At 40.2% G+C, this 18,439-nt stretch carries 15 protein-coding genes; 5 read left to right on the top strand and 10 right to left on the bottom strand.

Annotation, left to right across the window (positions count from 1 at the left end):
* Window positions 1-28: 28 nt before the first annotated feature.
* The gene (gene prfA / locus QWZ08_RS26800; RefSeq protein WP_290340823.1) at window positions 29-1,096 is read right to left on the bottom strand and encodes a peptide chain release factor 1; all 1,068 of its coding nucleotides are present in this window, start codon (window positions 1,094-1,096) and stop codon (window positions 29-31) included.
* Between the two features lie 182 nt (window positions 1,097-1,278).
* Between prfA and QWZ08_RS26795 the strand changes: the two genes are divergently transcribed.
* Window positions 1,279-2,457, top strand: a complete 1,179-nt coding sequence (locus QWZ08_RS26795; protein WP_290340822.1) for an amidohydrolase family protein — start codon at window positions 1,279-1,281, stop codon at window positions 2,455-2,457.
* A 28-nt stretch (window positions 2,458-2,485) separates the two neighbouring features.
* On the opposite strand, the gene recO is transcribed toward QWZ08_RS26795, so the two are convergent.
* A complete protein-coding gene (gene recO, locus QWZ08_RS26790; RefSeq protein WP_290340821.1) occupies window positions 2,486-3,220 on the bottom strand; it encodes a DNA repair protein RecO in 735 nt (244 codons plus the stop codon).
* A gap of 248 nt (window positions 3,221-3,468) precedes the next feature.
* Here recO and QWZ08_RS26785 point away from each other — a divergent pair, with 248 nt between their 5' ends.
* Entirely contained in the window at window positions 3,469-5,814 is a 2,346-nt protein-coding gene (locus QWZ08_RS26785; protein ID WP_290340820.1) for an efflux RND transporter permease subunit, read from the top strand.
* 83 nt (window positions 5,815-5,897) lie between these two features.
* Here QWZ08_RS26785 and QWZ08_RS26780 read toward each other — a convergent pair whose 3' ends face one another.
* The 4 genes from QWZ08_RS26780 to QWZ08_RS26765 form a co-directional block, all read right to left on the bottom strand.
* Window positions 5,898-8,306: a hypothetical protein gene (locus QWZ08_RS26780; RefSeq protein WP_290340819.1), complete on the bottom strand. Its 2,409-nt coding sequence runs from the start codon at window positions 8,304-8,306 to the stop codon at window positions 5,898-5,900.
* 101 nt (window positions 8,307-8,407) lie between these two features.
* Window positions 8,408-8,740: a hypothetical protein gene (locus QWZ08_RS26775; protein ID WP_290340818.1), complete on the bottom strand. Its 333-nt coding sequence runs from the start codon at window positions 8,738-8,740 to the stop codon at window positions 8,408-8,410.
* Window positions 8,741-8,806: 66 nt separating this feature from the next.
* Window positions 8,807-10,420, bottom strand: a complete 1,614-nt coding sequence (locus QWZ08_RS26770) for a S8 family serine peptidase (RefSeq protein WP_290340817.1) — start codon at window positions 10,418-10,420, stop codon at window positions 8,807-8,809.
* A gap of 100 nt (window positions 10,421-10,520) precedes the next feature.
* Window positions 10,521-11,447, bottom strand: coding sequence for a PfkB family carbohydrate kinase (locus QWZ08_RS26765; protein ID WP_290340816.1), 927 nt, complete (start codon window positions 11,445-11,447; stop codon window positions 10,521-10,523).
* A gap of 256 nt (window positions 11,448-11,703) precedes the next feature.
* On the opposite strand from QWZ08_RS26765, the gene QWZ08_RS26760 reads away from it, so the two are divergent.
* Window positions 11,704-12,312 (top strand): L-threonylcarbamoyladenylate synthase, encoded by a 609-nt coding sequence (locus tag QWZ08_RS26760; protein WP_290340815.1) that lies wholly within the window; start codon window positions 11,704-11,706, stop codon window positions 12,310-12,312.
* Between the two features lie 90 nt (window positions 12,313-12,402).
* Here QWZ08_RS26760 and QWZ08_RS26755 read toward each other — a convergent pair whose 3' ends face one another.
* Both QWZ08_RS26755 and rnhB read right to left on the bottom strand, forming a co-directional pair.
* Window positions 12,403-12,708, bottom strand: a complete 306-nt coding sequence (locus QWZ08_RS26755; RefSeq protein ID WP_290340814.1) for a hypothetical protein — start codon at window positions 12,706-12,708, stop codon at window positions 12,403-12,405.
* A 223-nt stretch (window positions 12,709-12,931) separates the two neighbouring features.
* The gene (gene rnhB / locus QWZ08_RS26750) at window positions 12,932-13,528 is read right to left on the bottom strand and encodes a ribonuclease HII (protein WP_290340813.1); all 597 of its coding nucleotides are present in this window, start codon (window positions 13,526-13,528) and stop codon (window positions 12,932-12,934) included.
* A gap of 81 nt (window positions 13,529-13,609) precedes the next feature.
* Between rnhB and QWZ08_RS26745 the strand changes: the two genes are divergently transcribed.
* Window positions 13,610-14,656: a COX15/CtaA family protein gene (locus tag QWZ08_RS26745; protein ID WP_290340811.1), complete on the top strand. Its 1,047-nt coding sequence runs from the start codon at window positions 13,610-13,612 to the stop codon at window positions 14,654-14,656.
* An 83-nt stretch (window positions 14,657-14,739) separates the two neighbouring features.
* Complete coding sequence (locus tag QWZ08_RS26740) at window positions 14,740-16,959, top strand: hypothetical protein (protein WP_290340810.1); 2,220 nt, start codon at window positions 14,740-14,742, stop codon at window positions 16,957-16,959.
* Window positions 16,960-17,011: 52 nt separating this feature from the next.
* On the opposite strand, the gene QWZ08_RS26735 is transcribed toward QWZ08_RS26740, so the two are convergent.
* Window positions 17,012-17,461: a CBS domain-containing protein gene (locus tag QWZ08_RS26735; protein WP_290340808.1), complete on the bottom strand. Its 450-nt coding sequence runs from the start codon at window positions 17,459-17,461 to the stop codon at window positions 17,012-17,014.
* A 62-nt stretch (window positions 17,462-17,523) separates the two neighbouring features.
* On the bottom strand, window positions 17,524-18,429 hold the full coding sequence (locus QWZ08_RS26730) for a diacylglycerol/lipid kinase family protein (protein WP_290340807.1): 906 nt from the start codon (window positions 18,427-18,429) through the stop codon (window positions 17,524-17,526).
* Window positions 18,430-18,439: the final 10 nt, after the last annotated feature.

Genomic DNA, 18,439 nt, shown 5'->3' with positions numbered 1-18,439 from the left:
GACGTAATGTATTATTAGCAAGATATTGCTATGATCCTTCTGTCGCCATTTTCTCAGCGTTTTCAGCAAATTGAAGGGCATCAATAAATTCCTGTATATCGCCATTCAGTACATTATCCAGGTTATATGCAGTAAGGCCAATGCGGTGATCAGTAACTCGTCCCTGGGGATAGTTATAGGTTCTTATTTTGGCACTGCGGTCACCGGTACTCACCAAACTTTTTCTTTTATGTGCAATCGCTTCCTCGGCTTTACGTACCTCTTCATCATATAGCCTTGTACGTAACATATCCATTGCTTTTTCTTTGTTGCCAAGCTGGCTGCGCTCTGTTTGACACATTACTACAATCCCAGTGGGTTTATGCGTTAAAAAAACCTTGGTTTCTACCTTGTTTACATTTTGACCACCGGCGCCACCACTTCGCGCCGTTTCCATTTTAACATCACTCTCTTTCAATTCAAAATCCACTTCCTCCGCCTCCGGCATCACTGCCACTGTTGCGGCACTCGTATGCACACGTCCGCTGGCTTCCGTATCTGGTACACGTTGTACGCGGTGAACACCGCTCTCAAATTTTAAGGTGCCGTATACATCATCGCCCACTACTTCTACCTGTACTTCCTTAAAGCCACCTGCAGTACCTTCACTTTCACTTAACAAAGCAGTTTTCCAACCCTTTTTCTCACAGTATTTCATATACATCCTTAACAGGTTGCCTGCAAACAGTGAGGCCTCATCTCCACCCGTACCTGCCCTGATTTCAAGGATGGCATTTTTTTCATCATAGGGATCTTTTGGTATCAGCATGTTGCGCAATGCTTTTTCCCAGGCCTCTTTACTTTCTTCCAAAGCAGGAATTTCCTGTTTTGCCAGGTCACGCATTTCTGCATCATCTCCGTTCAGCACTTCTTTGTTAAACTCAATATCATCCAGTACTTTGATATAGGCGTTGCGGGCATTCACAATTTTTTCCAAACTGCGGTATTCCTTACTGATAGCGGTGAATTTCTTATTGTCACTTACAATTTCAGGATTGGTTAATGCAACACCCAAATTGTCAAATCTTCCCTTAATGGCGTCTAATTTATCTAACATAGTTTAGTACTTCTTTCCCAGAGGGAATAATTGTGTTTTTGAAATAATTGGTTGATACCTGTTTTGCGCAATCAAAATAAACAAAGCTATATCCATTGACAGAAAACTATACGCTATAACTTTGCAGCAACCTATTGCTTTTGCGATGTGGCGGCAAAATTACAGTATATCAACCAATCAATTTGTACAGAAAATTTACAGCCCATAACATTTTTAACGGTTACGATTTATTTCCCCCGCAGCGTGTTTTAATTACAACGCCGGAAGGTGTGGTGACAGATATTGTTGATAAAGCAGATGCCGGCGATGATATTGAATTTTTTGACGGGTTACTTACACCAGGTTTAATCAATTCCCATTGCCATACTGAATTGAGCTATTTAAAAGGAGCAGTTGCTGCAAATACGGGGCTTGTGAAGTTTGTACAACAGGTGATGAAGAGCAGGGGTGCGCTGGATGAACTAAAACTGGAAGCTATCCAGCAAGCTGAAATGGAAATGTACGAAGGAGGGATAGTAGCAGTGGGTGATATTTGTAATACTACAGATTCAATTGCAGTTAAACAAAAAAGCAGCTTATACTGGCATAATTTTATTGAAGTAAGCGGCTTTGTAGATGCAGCTGCCACAGCAAGACTGGATAGCGCAAAACAGGTTTACAATGAATTTAGAGCCCGGTTGCCACAAGCTGTTTCGTTATCACCGCATGCTCCCTATTCCGTTTCAAAAACCTTATTCAATCAACTTAACACGGTAACTGCCAACCAGCTTATTTCTATCCACAACCAGGAATGTATTGCGGAAAATGATTTGTATCAAAACAAGAATGGCGATTTTCTAAACCTGTATAACAATTTTGGAATCAATATTTCCGGCTTTCAGCCAACAAGAAAAACCAGCCTGCAAAGCTGGTTGCTTTTATTTAATAATCACCAATCTATACTGTCGGTTCATAATACTTTTACCAGCCTGGCTGATATTGATTTTTACAAGGCGTATGATGAAGAGAAAGCCAGCCTTTACTTTTGTTTGTGTGTAAATGCCAATCAATATATTGAGCAGCAGTTTCCTCCAATTGACATTCTGCGAAAAAATAATTGTAATATGGTTATTGGTACTGATAGCTACGCCAGCAACTGGCAACTCAGTATCCTGGAAGAGATGAAAACAATTCAACAGGGCGCAGCAGATGTACCTCTTACAGAGATATTACAATGGGCTACAATCAATGGCGCGCAAGCTTTAAAAATGGATGATGAGTTAGGAAGTTTTGAAAAAAACAAAAAGCCCGGGATTGTTTTAATAGATCATATGTCTGGATTAAAACTTACTTCTGCATCTACGGCAAAAAGAATATTATAGTATTGCCTGTGGCGGCTAATAGATAAGTTCATCCCAATACCTCATGTAATACCTGCAGTGTTTTCATTGGTCCAAAGTCAGTAATGTGCAGCGAATAATAATCCTGGTAGTATTGCAACAGCAATTTTCTTTTATCATGGTGCAGCCTGATCTCTTCCAGTTCAAATGGCTGCATCACTTTTAGCAGCTGTGAAGTTACTAAAGCGAGTTCTCCTTCAATAAAATTTGGATGTGCAGGCTGTTCGCCAACAAAATTCCCTTCCCGAAGGTCTAAAACAGGCTGTTGCTCATCGTAATCATCATTCATTTTAAACCCAAAAAACTGGGGCAGCTGTAATGAAAAATAGAGGGCAAAATTGGCGGTAACGGCTTTAGACGCCTTGTCCAATTGTATCAGGATATCTTCACAAAAATAAAAAAGCGGTGTGTTTTGTTCGGGTTCAGGCAAACATTTATGCAAAAGTTCTACCATATACAATGCAATGCTGTTTTTAATTACATCGCTTAAAACCTGGTCAAATAAGTAATCCCATTTAAATTCCTTAATTCGCTGCATATTGTGCAGGTCGTTATGGTAAACAATCATGTCCAGTATAGCGCCGGGCTGAAATTGATTGGCTTTGGAGGAAGACTTTTTTGCAGACCGGACTCCATTTATCATATAGGTTTGCACGCCAAACAATTCGGTAAAAATGGTCGCTACCAAACTGGTTTCGCCATATTTGATAGTGCGTAAAACAATACCTTTTGTTTTGTGTGTCATTGAAACAGCAAATTGTTTAATTATCGCCTTATAAAGCCACCGCCAAGCCGGCGGTTTTACCGCAACGAAAAATGGAGCAAATTAAATTTTCAAAATAATTTCGCAGCTTTTAGTGCCCATTCCGGTTTAGACTTGATAATAAAATTGAAGGTAGTATAAACAACATTGACTGCAACAGATATGGCTAAGCGGCTTAAAAAGTCTTTCTTTGCAAATCGTAACTGATTTACCAATAAAACAACAATATTATGTGGCAAGGCCTGGCGAAATTTGTATTAAAATACCGGTTACCGCTTTTAATTATACTGTTTGCATCAACTGCCGTAATGGGCTATTTTGCCAGCAAAGTAACATTGAGTTACGAATTTGCAAAGGCTATTCCATCTGACAATCCGAAGTATCTTGACTATGTAGCCTTCAGGCAAAAATTTGGTGATGATGGCAATTTGCTTGTGGTAGCAGTACAAACCGATCAAATTTTTGAGTTGAAAACTTTCCAGGCTTACCGGCACCTGGAAGCGGAATTAAAAAAAGTAAAGAATGTAGAAAGTGTATTGAGTGTTCCTTCCTCCATAACACTGCACAAAGATGAGTCAAATGAAAAACTGGTTGCAGTAAAAATATTTCCTGATTCCATTACAACTCAGGCGGAACTTGATTCATCCAAAGCACTTTTTTTTAGTCTTCCTTTTTACAGAACGCTTTTATATAATCCTGAAACAAAGGCTTATTTACTGGGTGTCCGCATTAATAAAGATTCACTCAGTTCTCCAAAGCGCACGGGGATAGTAAGTGATATCAGCAAAGCCGTTACTGCATTTGAAAGCGAAACAAAAATCACTACCTACATCAGCGGTTTGCCTTTGATAAGAACCCTTGTATCTGATATGATTAAAAAAGAAATGCGGCTTTTTTTGATCGGCTCACTGGTGTTGAGTGCATTAATCTTACTTGTATTTTTTCGCTCTTTAAGCACCATGTTGCTTTCTTTACTGGTAGTACTTTCAGGGGTTATCTGGAGTGTAGGGGTCTTATTTCTCCTGGGTTATAAAATTACATTGCTTACGGCATTAACACCTCCTCTCATAGTGGTAATAGGCATTCCCAATTGCATTTATTTTATCAATAAATACCACACCGGTTTTTTAGCCAGCCACGATAAAATGAAGTCATTGGTAGATATGGTGAGTAAAATGGGCGTGGTAACGCTTTTCTGCAATATCACCGCTGCCATTGGTTTTGCCGTATTTGCGTTAACACGCAGTTCTATTTTAAAAGAATTTGGTGTGGTGGCAGGTATCAGCATTATGCTGATTTTTGTGATTTCTTTTATTTTATTGCCAGCCGCGTTAAGTTATTTACCCGCTCCCAAACCGGTACAAACAAAATATTTGCATAACAGGTGGATTACTTATTTATTGTTGAAAATTGAGCAATGGGTAATGAACCACAAAGGGGTAGTGTTTGGTATTACGGCTGTTGTGCTGGTGGTGGCTATCGCTGGTATTTTTAAATTGAAAACGGTGGCTTATATAGTAGATGACCTGCCAAAGGATAATAAAATTTATACCGACCTTAAATTTTTTGAGCACAATTTTAAAGGCGTGATGCCGCTTGAAATTATGGTTGATTCTAAAAAACGCCGCGGTATCAGTGGCATGCGGGCGCTGACTGTTTTTAGTAAAATTGATTCTCTGTCGCAGTATGTTTCCGGGCAAAAAGAAATGAACAGACCGTTGAGTATTGCTGAAGGATTGAAGTTTGTAAAGCAGGCTTTTTATGATGGTGATTCAGCCAATTATCAATTGCCTAATTCATCCGACATCGCATTTTTAGGCGATTATTTAAAAGCAGGCAAGGGCGATAGCAGCAACAAAAATAATGTGTCTAATATGCTGGCATCTTTTATTGACACGGCAAAACAAACAACCAGAATCAGCATTAGTATGGCGGATGTGGGTACAGAAAAATTGCCTGTATTATTAAACGGCATTCAGCAGCAAACCAACCAGCTTTTTGATAGTACGCAATACAAAGTAACATTTACCGGCAGCAGCATTACCTTTTTGGAAGGCAGCCGCTTTATTATTAACGGGTTAAAGGAAAGTATTTTTTATGCGTTTTTACTGATCGCTGTTTGTATGCTGTACCTGTTCAGATCGGCGAGGATACTGGTATGTTCTTTAATACCCAATGTTATTCCTTTAATTATAACAGCCGGTGTGATGGGCTGGGCCGGAGTACCGCTGAAACCTTCTACAGTATTGATTTTTAGCGTAGCCCTCGGTATTGCCATCGATATTACCATCCGGTTTTTGGTAAACTATAAACAGGAGCTTCCGCTTTATGATAATGATGTGCAGGCAACCGTAAGTGCAACCATTAAAAGCACCGGTTTAAGCATTGTATATACATCGCTTGTATTAATTGCCGGCTTTGTTATTTTTTGTATGAGCAGCTTTGGTGGTACGCAATCGCTTGGCTGGCTTACATCTGTTACTTTATTTGTGGCTACAGTAACCAACCTGGTACTGTTACCAGTATTGTTACTGTTAATGGCACCAAAGAAGAAATTGCCAGTTGTAACAAATTAAAATGCTTCATCAATTTATACATATAAATAAAAAAACTGGCTGACTCACATTAAGAGGCAGCCAGTTTTTTGTTACAAACAATGCTATTGAAAAATCTTTTCTTCTCTTGTTAACTGCCCCAGTTCATTAATACCTTCTATAATTACCCTTAGTTTTTTACAGTTATCACTGTTGTAAAAAGGAATGGTGATACGGCGGTTAGTTTTGTCCATCAGCAAGAATGAATTCCAGTAAAGTGTGGTTCTGTAATCGGCCACTGTGGGATCATTCTCCGTTTCGTAATTGGGCGAATAAAATTGTTTGATAACCGAATAGCCCACAATATTGGTAAAGTCCAAACCTTTAAAATTATTATTCAAAGCAGCACCCTTTTTGGTATACACCGCAATGGCACCACCTGCACCACCACCCATGGCGCCAAAAAAAGGAGGGCGGAAAACTTTGATCATAGCCACATCATTCATGTTGATATTTTGCAACTGGCTCACATCTGAATTGATCTCATTTAAGAAAAAGCTGGTAGCACTGCCCCGCCAGGTAGCGCCACCCGTTCCCGTAGTAGAAATCTGCAAACCCGCTACTTTGCCCTGAAGGTATTGTAAAACGCTTTGCGCCGATTTTGCAAAAGGATCATCTTCTGTTGTAAAAGTATACCCATCGCCACCACTGAACAAACCTGAAGTATACTCTTCGTCCATTTTTTGTTTTAAGCTTTTTTGTTTGGTTTTTACAACCACCGTGCTGAGCGTTTGTATTTTATTGCGCTCGTTTTGCTCCCGTTGTAATTTTGCCAGGCTGCTGCTTCTTAATAAAATCAAACTGTCTGTTTTTGAAGGAGCGTATAAGCCAGACAATAAATTAACGGATTGAGCAGGCGATTTTACAAAGCCATTTTCAAAGGCAAAACTTGCTGCGCTGGTTAGTGTTTTGTCTTTATCATTATTAAATTGGTAATACAATTTCGCAGTATCAAAAAAGTAAAGTTTGTTCAGTTTAAATTGCCCGTCCTTGGTCATAGGGATGTTTAAAAACTGGGGCGCATTGGTCTTGGTTTTTAAAATACCGGTTAGGTCTTTATTGCTTAACTGCAGCTTGGATAAACCCAATACCTTGCCTTTGATAGAAATATAATCTGCAGGTGAAATAGTGAGTACGGGCCATTTTTCGGCCAACACATTTTCCCACTTAAACCTTCTCCAGCCGTTGGTCATCATCACAAGGTCCAGGTGTTGTTTAACTGAATCTTCATCGCTTGAAAAATAATATGCCGGATTATACACATATCCTTTCAAATCGCCGCTGAGCAACAGTTGTGTGAAAATGCTTTCTTCATTGTTGCTCACCGGATTAATGCCTTCATCCGTAACAGCGATTGATAAATTGGTAAGCAGGTTATTGCCAACGTCTATCTGCAACACATTGCGGGCCCGTTTTGCCAGGTTTTTTTCAACAGCATGCAAATCGGTATTGAAAAAATAATTATTGTTATTGATGAAAACGATTCTCTCTGCCACGGGAAGTTGTTCTGCATTGAAAACAGTCAATTGTAAAACTCCTGTGGGCATGCTGTCGGTTATAATTGGGGCAGTAACCGTACTTTTTTTGGTAAGATTTATTTTAGCGCTGTACACAACGCGTTGTTGCATTTGGGCTATTACATAATATTGCGATGCAGCGGGTGATTCAACCTCCGGCCTGGTAAGAGTATATTGTATACGGTTTGCCGAGTAAATGGTACTTAATGTAAGCCCATCTTTTTTCGCATCCGGTAAAGCCGTTTGATGCTGCACGCCTTTTTTATCTTTCCACACCGCTTTATATTTTTCTCCCGCAACAGGCAGCAATGAAAAATAACCCATACCATCATGAACAGATGAAAAAGGAGTTACTATTTTGCCTTTATCATCTACAATATTGCCTGTTATGGAAATGGGAGTACCTTCCTGGTCGGTTGCTTTAAAAGCTACCAGCGAACCAATATTCTCCACCAGGTCACCGCCTTCCGGGAATAAAGTAAGGGTGTAAGATGGCGCTACCGGCACTTTTTTTACAGCAGATTTTAAAGGTATAATGTGTACCGGGTGCATATAAAATAAGGCAGAATCAAAATTCAGCATCCAGGAGGTGTAGGCACGTATGTACAATTTATTGCCATGTAATGTATCCGGCAATTCAAAACTTGACGCTGCACCGGATTCCAGTACCGGCATGATTTGCCTTTGAAGCAGGGTGCCTTTTTCGTCCACCAGTTCTGCATAGCAAGTTTTGCTGAGTGCTGCGGGTTGGTTATCGGCAGTAATATAGGCCTTAAACCAAAGCGTTTCACCCGGGTTATAATTCAGTTTATCCATGTGCAGGTGAATTTTTTCCTGCGGATAATTTTCATCTAAAATACTTAATAACGAATCAATATGTTGTGCCTGAAGAGAGGTAAAGGATGCGGTAAAAAAAATATAAAAGACGATTATTTTATAAAAGCTGTTTGTCATCATTATAAATAATTTCAGTTTGTTGGCAGTTAGCAAAGTAAAGGTTTGTACCGCATTAAAGTTATTAATCAAATGCTAATAAAAAAAGCCCCTGAGGGCTGAGGTTATTGTATGTCCCGTTCTTCTTTACGGGGCGGTTGTAAATCGCTGATGCCTATTTTGTTTACATCCTCTTCAATGTCATCAGGCATTTTTTTAAGCAAAGCATTTATATATAAAAAGCCACCGAAGGCGCTTATCAATGCAAGTGCGGATAAAGCGTATAGATCCTTCATGCCGAATAATGCCATTCCAAAAAGGAGACCCGCTAACTCCGCCGCCAGCCATGCGGCCACTGTATACCATTTCCATTTAGTCGCCGACAGTCCCTTACGTTCGGCGAGGAATCCGTTGTGTCTGCAGAGAAAAACAAGTGCAATAATTTCAACTACAATCATGAGTAACTAATTAGAATACAAAATTAGTCAACTTACAACAGTTGACTGCTTTTTTTAACAATCTGTCTATTGGCCGCCATATTGTTTCAGTGCCAGTTTTACTGCCTCGTAAGCATTGATAATTTTACCGCTGCGGCACAATTGCTGCATCGGCACTTTTTTATCTCCACCAGGAATAAGGACATTTTCTTTTACAGCGTATCCTGTTTTCAATATCAGATCAATTATTTGTTCCGGGCTTAACTGTGGAAAATAAGATTTTATTAAACCGGCCACACCCGCTGCAACCGGACTAGCCATGCTCGTTCCATCAAAAGCTTCATAACCATTGCTGAAAGTAGTTGAGTTAATGTACACACCCGGAGCAAAAATATCTACCAGTTGACCATAATTGGAAAAGGAGGCAGTCAGTGAGCCGGTGCTATAATCTCCGCTGGCACCGATGGTTAAATAGTTGGTAGCCCTGGTGCCATCCATAAAAACCGGGCTTGGATAAAAAGGCTCCTTATCAATGTCTTCTGCATCATTACCTGCGCCATGTACCAGCAAAACGCCTCTCTCGTCAGCATATTTAACGGCATCATCCACCATTTTTTTATAAGGCGAAACAGGTTTGCCAAAACTCATGTTGATAATTTTAGCACCGTTATCTACGGCATAGCGTATTGCTAATGCCACGTCCTTATCGTGTTCGTCCCCACCAGGTACAGCCCTGATAAACATAACACGAACATTGTCTACGATACCGTCTACACCAATATGGTTGTTGCGCACCGCCCCGATTATGCCGGATACATGCGTGCCGTGATTGCCTGCATGATCGTACAAATTATTATTGCCATATACACTGTCTGTAATATCTTCATATTTATCTTTTGTCATGGCGCCCCTGTAATCAATCGGCTCATCTTCCATTCGTTTTTTATTGGCCAGCAGATTGTTTTTGTATGAATCTACTTCACCAATAAAAGCCGTATTGGTTGCAGCACTGTCATTGGTTTTTGTAAACAAGTCGTTCCAGACAGCTACCGCCCAGGCAAGGCTATCAGTTGATTTCACCGTTACAATATCAGCCTTTGTAAAACTTGGTTTATTAAGATAAGCAGTGATAAGCCTGTTTGTGGTGTTTAAACCGGTAGAGAAATTTTCAATCCCGGGATAACTTTTTTTATATTCTCCGTAGGCTTTGTTTAGCAATTTTTCCGATCGCTGCCATTGGTGAAAAAGAAACTTCTTTTCGGCCGGGATTTCATTTTCCACTTTGCCTTCAAAGTCATTTTTAAACCGATGGTAAACACGGGCAATTTCGTGTGTATTTACGCCAAGGTTCTCTCCCGAGGCTGTTCCGCAAAAATTCCATCCATGTATATCATCGGTATACCCGTTGCCGTCATCGTCTTTCCCGTTACCAGGAACTTCTCCGTGGTTCGTCCATAAAATACTCTTCAGGTCTTCATGCAGCGTATCGATACCACTGTCTATCACTGCGATAATCACCTGCGTGCTTTTTCTACCTGCCAGCAATTCATAGGCTTCTTTAACACCTGTGCCAACATAACCATCCTGCTGGTAATTGAGTAAATGCCATCCTTTTAGTTTGGGACGGACTGTGGTTGGCTGTGCGTTTGCTGCTGTAAAAAATACAAACAAAAAAAAAAGTACAAATATTTTCCTGTGCATCGGTAATAAATTTAGGGCCGGTGATCGCTGGCCTGTAAATGTATCAAAAATTAAAAAGCCGGCATTACGAATACCGGCTTTTATAACAAATTTTAACGGCTTATGCCACTACGTCAATTTCAAAATTTACCAGCTGTACAAATTCATCCAGCCTTGCGTCAATATCTGCTTTGCTAATTTCTTTCATCCTGTTGGGACCAAATTTTTCAACACAAAAACTGGCCATCGCACTTCCCACAATTACGGCGGTTTTCATATTGGAAAAACTAATGTCTTTTGTTTTGGCCAAATGGCCGATAAAACCACCGGCAAATGTATCTCCTGCACCGGTCGGGTCAAATACTTCTTCCAACGGTAAACCCGGGGCCGAAAAAATATGGTTTTTATGAAACAATAATGCGCCATGTTCTCCTTTTTTAATAACTAAAAAAGCAGGCCCCATTTCCATGATTATTTTGGCGGCTTTCACAAGCGAAACTTCGCCGCTCAGCTGCCGGGCTTCACCATCATTTACCATCAGTACGTCTACTCTTTTTAATACTTTCTTCAGACCGTCCAATGCAATTTCCATCCAAAAATTCATGGTGTCCATTACAATCAATTTGGGTCTTTCTTTTAACTGTTCAATTACACTTAACTGGATATCCGGAGACAAATTACCCAGCATTAAAAAATCGGCACCCTGGTAACTTTCGGGTACCACCGGGTTGAAATCTGCCAGCACATTTAAGTCAGTAATGAGTGTGTCCCTGGTATTCATATCGGTATGGTATTTACCACTCCAGAAAAACGATTTTTTATCAGGAACAATTTCCACTCCTTCCATTTGTACTCCGCGTGTTTTTAACAGGTCCATTTCTTCGGCTGGAAAATCATATCCCACTATAGAAATTTGTTGAACAGGAGTTACAAAATTACTTGCAGCATACGCTACGTAAGTGCCTGAGCCACCTACAATTTTATCTACTTTTCCAAAGGGAGTTTCAATGGCATCAAAAGCCATGGTACCTACTGAAATTAACGACATATCCGGTTTTAATTTTGGGTTGCTTAAAAATGAACAATAAGCTGCAAAAGTAATGGTTTTTGCTTCAAGGCCGCCGGCAGCCTTTGTCCACCTGGTTAAGGATATTTTTTAAGGCTGGTGTATTTTTAGCAGACAACATAATAACTATGAGGGTATTGACGGCTTAAAGTAACTTTGCCGCCTTATTGCAGCGAAGACTATCAATAAATATTTACTATAGCCAAATCTCTTTGCTAAATTGTATAAAACAGTCATTATGCTAATCCAGATACATCCGCAGAATCCCCAGCCAAGGCTCATCAAACAGGTAACAGAATGCCTGAAGGACGGCGGGGTAATTATCTATCCAACCGATACTATTTATGGTTTGGGGTGTGATATTTTTCAACACAAAGCAATCGACAGGATCTGTGTCATTAAAAATATTGATCCAGCCAAAGTACAAATGAGTTTTATTTGCCGCGATCTTAGCCACTTAAGCGATTATACCAAAAGTATTGGTACGCCGCTTTACAGAATGCTGAAGAATTATTTGCCCGGCCCGTATACTTTTATTTTACCGGCCAGTAAACAGGTGCCTAAAATTTTACAGACAAAGAAAAGTACCATCGGTTTGCGTATACCCGATAACGTTATATGCCGCGATATTCTCGATGTGCTGGATCACCCGATTTTAAGCACTTCGCTGCCCGGCGAAATGGTAGAGGAGTACACAGACCCGGAAATCATTCATGAAAAATTTGGCCATATGGTAGATATTGTGATTGATGGCGGACCAGGCGGTATGATACCTTCTACCATTGTGGATTGCGTAACAGATAACTGGGTAATCACAAGACAAGGAGCCGGAGAATGGATTGCTTAGAGGTTTACTTATTAAGACCACAAAAAGTAATTATAAAAAAAGGTACCGGCCAAAGCCAGTACCTGCTGATTAATCCCCGCTTATAATGATTTAATTTCTTTCTTTTTCGTTGTGTTTTTTACGGAAAATTTTGCGGCTTTCCTGCTTTTGATCTTTCCTGATATCTTTTACTTCGTCCTTGGTAACTACACCGTCCGCCTTTGCTTCCTGCTTTTCCTGGCGAATTTCTTTTTGGTCGTTACGTAGATTAACAGCTTCCGTTTTCGTCAACTCACCACTTTTAACGCCCTGGCGTATGCGTTGGTGCTGACGGTGTGCTACCGCGTGAGTTTGTGCGTTTGCACTGGTAATACCAAGTGCCAGTACGATTGTTGTAATTGCAATTTTAATAGTCATAATAATTGGTTTTTGATTAGTGATTTTTTGTTTAAGAAATATATAGGGTTAAAAATCTTTTTTCTGAAAGAGAACCTTGAAAGGACCGCTGGTGTACACTTGCAAAATATGCGTTGTAATAGCTGATGCATTTGTTTTGGTTATCAATAAAGCAGCTTAACTGGCGCTTATATACAGACTGGCGCTGCTAAACAAAGTTTAATGAGACGAAATAAAAAGAAAATTATTGTTCAGCGAAGGGGATGGGGGAAATGTCAAAACTTTTGCGATGATAGCAACAGAGGCCATGATTGGCAATGGCTTCCCTGTGAAAAGGAGTGCCGTATCCCTTGTTATCATGCCAGCCGTAGTGGGGGTATTGGTGATGCAGTTGCTGCATGTACTCATCCCGGTAAGTTTTAGCCAAAACGCTTGCCGCAGCTATTGAAGCATACAGCCCGTCACCCTTAACAATACATTGGTGAGGAAGATTTTGATAGGCTTTAAAGCGGTTACCGTCTACCAACAACAATTGTGGCACAGCGTTTAATTTATCAAGCGAAAGATGCATGGCTTTAAAAGAAGCCTGCAAAATATTGATGGTATCTATTTCATCATTATCAACTGAAGCCACAGCAAAGGCAATGCTTTCTTTTTCAATAATGGGGCGGAGCAGATTGCGTTCTTCTTCTTTTAATTGTTTGCTGTCATTCAACAGGGGGTGGCAAAAATCCAACGGTAAAATAACGGCAGCGGCAAACACCGGCCCTGCATAACAACCTCTTCCGGCTTCGTCCAGCCCGGCTTCAATTAATTCTTTTTGATAATAAGAAAGCAACATGTGGAACAAATATCTGTCAAAAAACGCAAAAACTAATTCAATGTGCAAATACAATCACCGCTATGCTAAATTTGCACCGCTATGGATACAACTTTAGAACAACGCAATAATAAGCAGGTGGCTTTTTGGCTGTTAACAGGGGTGGCGATGATTGTGATACAGGTACTGATTGGCGGCATCACCCGCTTAACAGAATCCGGACTTTCCATTACTGAATGGAAACCCATCACTGGTGCATTGCCTCCGTTAAATGATGCAGCCTGGCAGGCGGAATTTGATCGCTATAAAGTAACTGATCAGTTTAAATATGTGCACCAGAATTTTTCGCTCAGCGATTTTAAAGGCATATTTTTTTGGGAATGGTTTCACCGCCTCTGGGCAAGAACGATGGGGATGGTTTTTTTGATTGGCTTTATCTATTTCCTGGCTACCAAAAAATTCAATAAAAAAATGATTTTGCCCATGGTGATTTTATTTTTATTGGGCGCTGTGCAAGGTGCTATCGGCTGGTTTATGGTAAAAAGCGGGCTGGTACCGGAAAAATATTTTGTGGGGCATATAGAGCTGGCTACGCATTTTATAGCAGCATTGGGTTTGTTGTGTTATACTTTATGGTTCGCACTGGGATTGCTGGAAGCTCCGGCAAAAAAGGTGATCAATGCCAGGCTACATGGTATAATGCTGGCAATTGTAACCGTATTGTTTTTCCAGTTAATTTATGGTGCATTTATGGCGGGCTTGAGAGCTGCAGTTACTGCACCCACCTGGCCGGATATCAATGGCCAGATCATTCCTGCTGGTTTAAATGAATTATCTCCTTTTTCAAAAAATTTGCTGGATAATAAAATTACCATTCATTTTATTCACAGGGGTCTGGCTTATCTGCTTTTTGCCCTGATTACTTATTGGTATTTTGCTGCTTCGGAGGTAAAAAACCATCTGCTATTTACCAAATTACGATCGTGGGTATTGCTGCTTGTGATACTTCAGGTTGTACTGGGAATTTGCACCGTTTTAAATGCCACTTATCCCAGCCGCCTGGTATTGCTTGGCGTGTCGCACCAGTTTGTAGCCATGTCGTTGCTGATATGTGTGATATCCATTCTATTTGTGTTAAAAAGAAAATAAAATATTCTGGCAAAATAATTCGGCGTTGCGGATGTTATGTACTTGTGTTTAATAAGTAGTACATTTAAAAAAAGTCCATATACATGAAGCTTTTGCTGCGGAATATCTTTTATTCTTTCCCTATACAGTTACTGATCCTGCATTTTAGAAAGTACCAGGTATTGTTGATATTTTGGTTCCTGATGGCCAGCACTATCAACAGTGGCTTTATGAAAAACTTTGGGGCAGATGCTTTGTTTTTCGTTCCCGAATACCTTGGTAAAGTAAATGCACTTAGCTCTGCGGCGGTGGGTATTGCAATGGGTGTATTTTTTATGAGCTGGAATATCACCACTTTTATTTTGCATACCCGGCGGTTCAAGTTTTTGGCTACTGCATCCACGCCTTTTTTGAAATATTGTATAAACAATGGCCTGTTGCCTTTATTTTTCCTTGCTTTTTACCTGGTGAAATCTATACAGTTTAATACTTATAAAGAGTTGCTAAGTACGGGTGAAGAGGTGGCCCTTGTACTTGGGTTTTTAGGGGGTTTTATAGCCCTGGTGGCTTTTTCTTTTGCATTCTTTTTTGGAGTTGACAGAACTATTTTACGCACTATTACCCCGGTAGTAGCCAATCCTGAATTTTTCAGAAGCAATTTTGATCCGTCGAAAAAACCACACACGGATGGTTTTGGCATGAAGGTGAGTTATTTCCTTAGTGGGCGGTTTAAATTTCGCAAAGCCAGGCCTGTAACGCATTACAACCAGGACTTTTTAGACACTATTTTTAAGCGCCATCACTTTGCAGCGATGATGGGCATCATTCTCGCTTTTATTTTTCTGATTGTGTGCGGTTTTTTTTTAGATGTAAAATTTTTTCAGCCACCTGCTGCTGCAAGCATCGTTGTATTCTTTGCCCTGATGGTGGCCGTTATAGGTGCATTGACCTATTTTTTGCAAAGCTGGAGCCTGCTGTTTGTAATTGCCCTTGTTGCCATACTGAATATTTTATATGAGAAAGAAATCATCGATCCACGCAACAAGGCTTACGGTATAAATTACACCAATAAAGATCAACGGCCGCAATACAGCCGTCAGTCATTGCAGCAAATTTGTTCGCCCGCCAACATAACAGCCGATAAAAACAATATGATCCAGGTATTGAATAACTGGAAAAAAAAGCAACAGCAGGATAAACCGGCCATCCTGTTTTTAAACGTTAGTGGCGGGGGCTTGCGCAGTACCACATTTGTGATGAATACCCTGCAGCAACTCGACAGCATTACAGGCGGCAGCCTAATGCGCCACACTTTTTTAATAAGTGGTGCCAGCGGTGGTATGTTGTCTGCAGCATATTACCGGGAGTTGTACAGGCAAAAATTACAGGGCCAAAATCTAAATCTTCACCAGCAAGTTTACCGGGATAATATCGCACAGGATTTACTAAATCCTGTTTTTTCTTCCATGATCAGCAGGGATATTTTTTCTCCGGCGCAAAAATTTAGGGTAGGTCCTTATAGTTATATTAAAGACCGGGGATATGCCTTTGAAGAAAAGCTTAATGAAAATTCGGGTAAAATATTAAACCGGCAATTAAAAGATTACGCGGCCGATGAAAAAGCAGCCAACATTCCGATGATGATATTCAACTCCGTGGTTACCGCAGATGGGCGCAAAATGATGATTGGCACACAGCCGCTTAGTTTTATGATGAAACCGGCAGCCTTTGACAATGATAGCAGCGTTAGTCCGGATGCCATTGATTTTGCCGCCTTGTTCCGGCAACAGGACCCTATGAACTTACGGCTACTTACTGCCATGCGGATGAACGCTACGTTTCCCTATGTTTTACCAAATGTATGGTTGCCCTGTAACCCCGTAATTGATGTGATGGATGCAGGCCTGCGGGATAATTTTGGCCAGGAATCCACGTGGCGTTTTATCGATAATTTTAAAGACTGGCTTGCTGAAAATACCAGTGGTGTTTTAATAGTACAAATACGTGACAGGGAAAAAGATAACTGGCAACATCCGCTGGAAACAGGTACTATAACAGATTTATTGGTAAAGCCTGCCACCATGCTGCAGCATAACTGGTTTAATCTACAGGATTATTTTCAAAACCAGGCCTATAGTTTTATACCTGAACAAACCAGAACAAATTTGCACCGGCTGGAATTTATATATACGCCTAAAATTGAAGACCAGGGAGCAGCACTGAATTTTCATTTAACCGCAGCTGAAAAGGTAGATGTAATTGCATCTTTTAATGCAGCCAATAACCAGCAGGTATTGAAAGCATTAATACAATTGCTTAAATAAAAAAACCTGTTTGTTGCAACAGGTTCCTTCGACAAAAATATTACAACAGGGTTTAAAAAATCTTATCCTGCCATTCCATTGCCTGGTTAAGTGTTAATTCATCAAACACCATTTCCTTGCTTTTGAGCGCTTCTCTTAAAACGTCATTGATGGTTACAACGCCTTTAAATTGATTATGCTCAAACACAATCAGGTAGCGTGTTTTATGTGTATTCAATAATTCCATGCAATGCTCGGCAGTATCCTGCATGTCAATTACCGGAAGCGAAACACTCATCACTTCCTTAACAGCACAACTGTCGCTGTGTAACCCTTTTAAAATTACATTGCGGCTATAATCCCTTTCAGAAAAAATTCCATAGAATGTATCATTCTTATATACCACCAGGTAGCTAAGGTTAACTGAGTTCATGATGTGCAGAGCTTCAATCACTTTTGCATCGGGATCTACAAAATTAAATGCCGGCGTCTTACTCATTAATATGTTTGCAACTGTACGCATTGGTTTTAGGTTTAAGCTGTTAACAATCTGTAATTGAAGTTACGTTATTTTACCTTAGTTAATTAGCCGGCAGGCTGTATTAATTTAAAGGCATCAGGTATTATTTTTATCACCAGTTTTTGGGCAGTATAAGCCGGATCTCCGTCTACATGCAGCGGTGCTTTATCAAGATTGTGGATGATTAACTGCGGAGTTTGAAAATAAAGTACGTCTCTTTCATGAAACGTTTTATCATCATGTTCGTTTATTTTACCCGCAGTTACCTGCCTTGCAATTGCCAGCAGCATACGTAGTTTACTCATTTTTTTTACCACCACAATATCCAGCAGGCCGTCATTTAAACTGGCTTTTGGTGCGATGGTAAACTGGTTGCCAAATTGATTGCTGTTGGCTATACTAATAAAAAAAGCTTCGGCAGCAAATGACTTCCCCTTATTTACAATTTCAAAGGAATAAGGTTTGGCCGTAATGAAATTTTCAAGCGTTTTTTTAATATAGGTACCTAATCCACGGGATGACTGCCGGGCAAAATCGTGTGCTACCTGGGCATCAAACCCAAGTCCGCAAAGCATGCAGCTAAAAGTATCATTAATAAAAAAGGAATCAATATAACGGGCTCTACCGGTGAAAATTACATCAAGGGCTTTATTGATTTCCTTTGGAATTTTTGCCGCCAATGCCAGGCCGTTGCCCGATCCCATGGGGATGATGCCAATATTTACATCCTCCTCCATTAAGGTGGCGGCTACCTGGCTAACTGTACCATCTCCGCCGCAAACAACAATATCAGTAACGCCTTCCTGCTCAATTTTTTCTTTTAAAAAATGGTAATTACCCTGGGCGTTGGTATGTAAAATTTCATACGGTATATTTTGTTGCTTTGTTCTTTCTTCAATTATTTTTAAAACAGGCGCCTTGTCTTTTGTTCCAGAAATAGGGTTGATAAAATATATGATTTTCCGCGGCATCAATGATTGA

The sequence above is a fragment of the Ferruginibacter paludis genome (assembly GCF_030409685.1).
In the GTDB taxonomy this organism is placed as follows: Bacteria; Bacteroidota; Bacteroidia; order Chitinophagales; family Chitinophagaceae; genus Ferruginibacter; species Ferruginibacter paludis.
This window is presented reverse-complemented; position numbering and strand designations above follow the sequence as displayed.

Excerpts from the sequence above, each read along its gene's own strand:
- prfA (WP_290340823.1), bottom strand. The coding sequence starts at position 1,096 with ATGTTAGATAAATTAGACGCCATTAAGGGAAGATTTGACAATTTGGGT.
- recO (WP_290340821.1), bottom strand. The coding sequence starts at position 3,220 with ATGACACACAAAACAAAAGGTATTGTTTTACGCACTATCAAATATGGC.
- QWZ08_RS26785 (WP_290340820.1), top strand. The coding sequence starts at position 3,469 with ATGTGGCAAGGCCTGGCGAAATTTGTATTAAAATACCGGTTACCGCTT.
- QWZ08_RS26780 (WP_290340819.1), bottom strand. The coding sequence starts at position 8,306 with ATGATGACAAACAGCTTTTATAAAATAATCGTCTTTTATATTTTTTTT.
- QWZ08_RS26775 (WP_290340818.1), bottom strand. The coding sequence starts at position 8,740 with ATGATTGTAGTTGAAATTATTGCACTTGTTTTTCTCTGCAGACACAAC.
- QWZ08_RS26770 (WP_290340817.1), bottom strand. The coding sequence starts at position 10,420 with ATGCACAGGAAAATATTTGTACTTTTTTTTTTGTTTGTATTTTTTACA.
- QWZ08_RS26765 (WP_290340816.1), bottom strand. The coding sequence starts at position 11,447 with ATGTCGTTAATTTCAGTAGGTACCATGGCTTTTGATGCCATTGAAACT.
- QWZ08_RS26760 (WP_290340815.1), top strand. The coding sequence starts at position 11,704 with ATGCTAATCCAGATACATCCGCAGAATCCCCAGCCAAGGCTCATCAAA.
- QWZ08_RS26755 (WP_290340814.1), bottom strand. The coding sequence starts at position 12,708 with ATGACTATTAAAATTGCAATTACAACAATCGTACTGGCACTTGGTATT.
- rnhB (WP_290340813.1), bottom strand. The coding sequence starts at position 13,528 with ATGTTGCTTTCTTATTATCAAAAAGAATTAATTGAAGCCGGGCTGGAC.
- QWZ08_RS26745 (WP_290340811.1), top strand. The coding sequence starts at position 13,610 with ATGGATACAACTTTAGAACAACGCAATAATAAGCAGGTGGCTTTTTGG.
- QWZ08_RS26740 (WP_290340810.1), top strand. The coding sequence starts at position 14,740 with ATGAAGCTTTTGCTGCGGAATATCTTTTATTCTTTCCCTATACAGTTA.
- QWZ08_RS26735 (WP_290340808.1), bottom strand. The coding sequence starts at position 17,461 with ATGCGTACAGTTGCAAACATATTAATGAGTAAGACGCCGGCATTTAAT.
- QWZ08_RS26730 (WP_290340807.1), bottom strand. The coding sequence starts at position 18,429 with ATGCCGCGGAAAATCATATATTTTATCAACCCTATTTCTGGAACAAAA.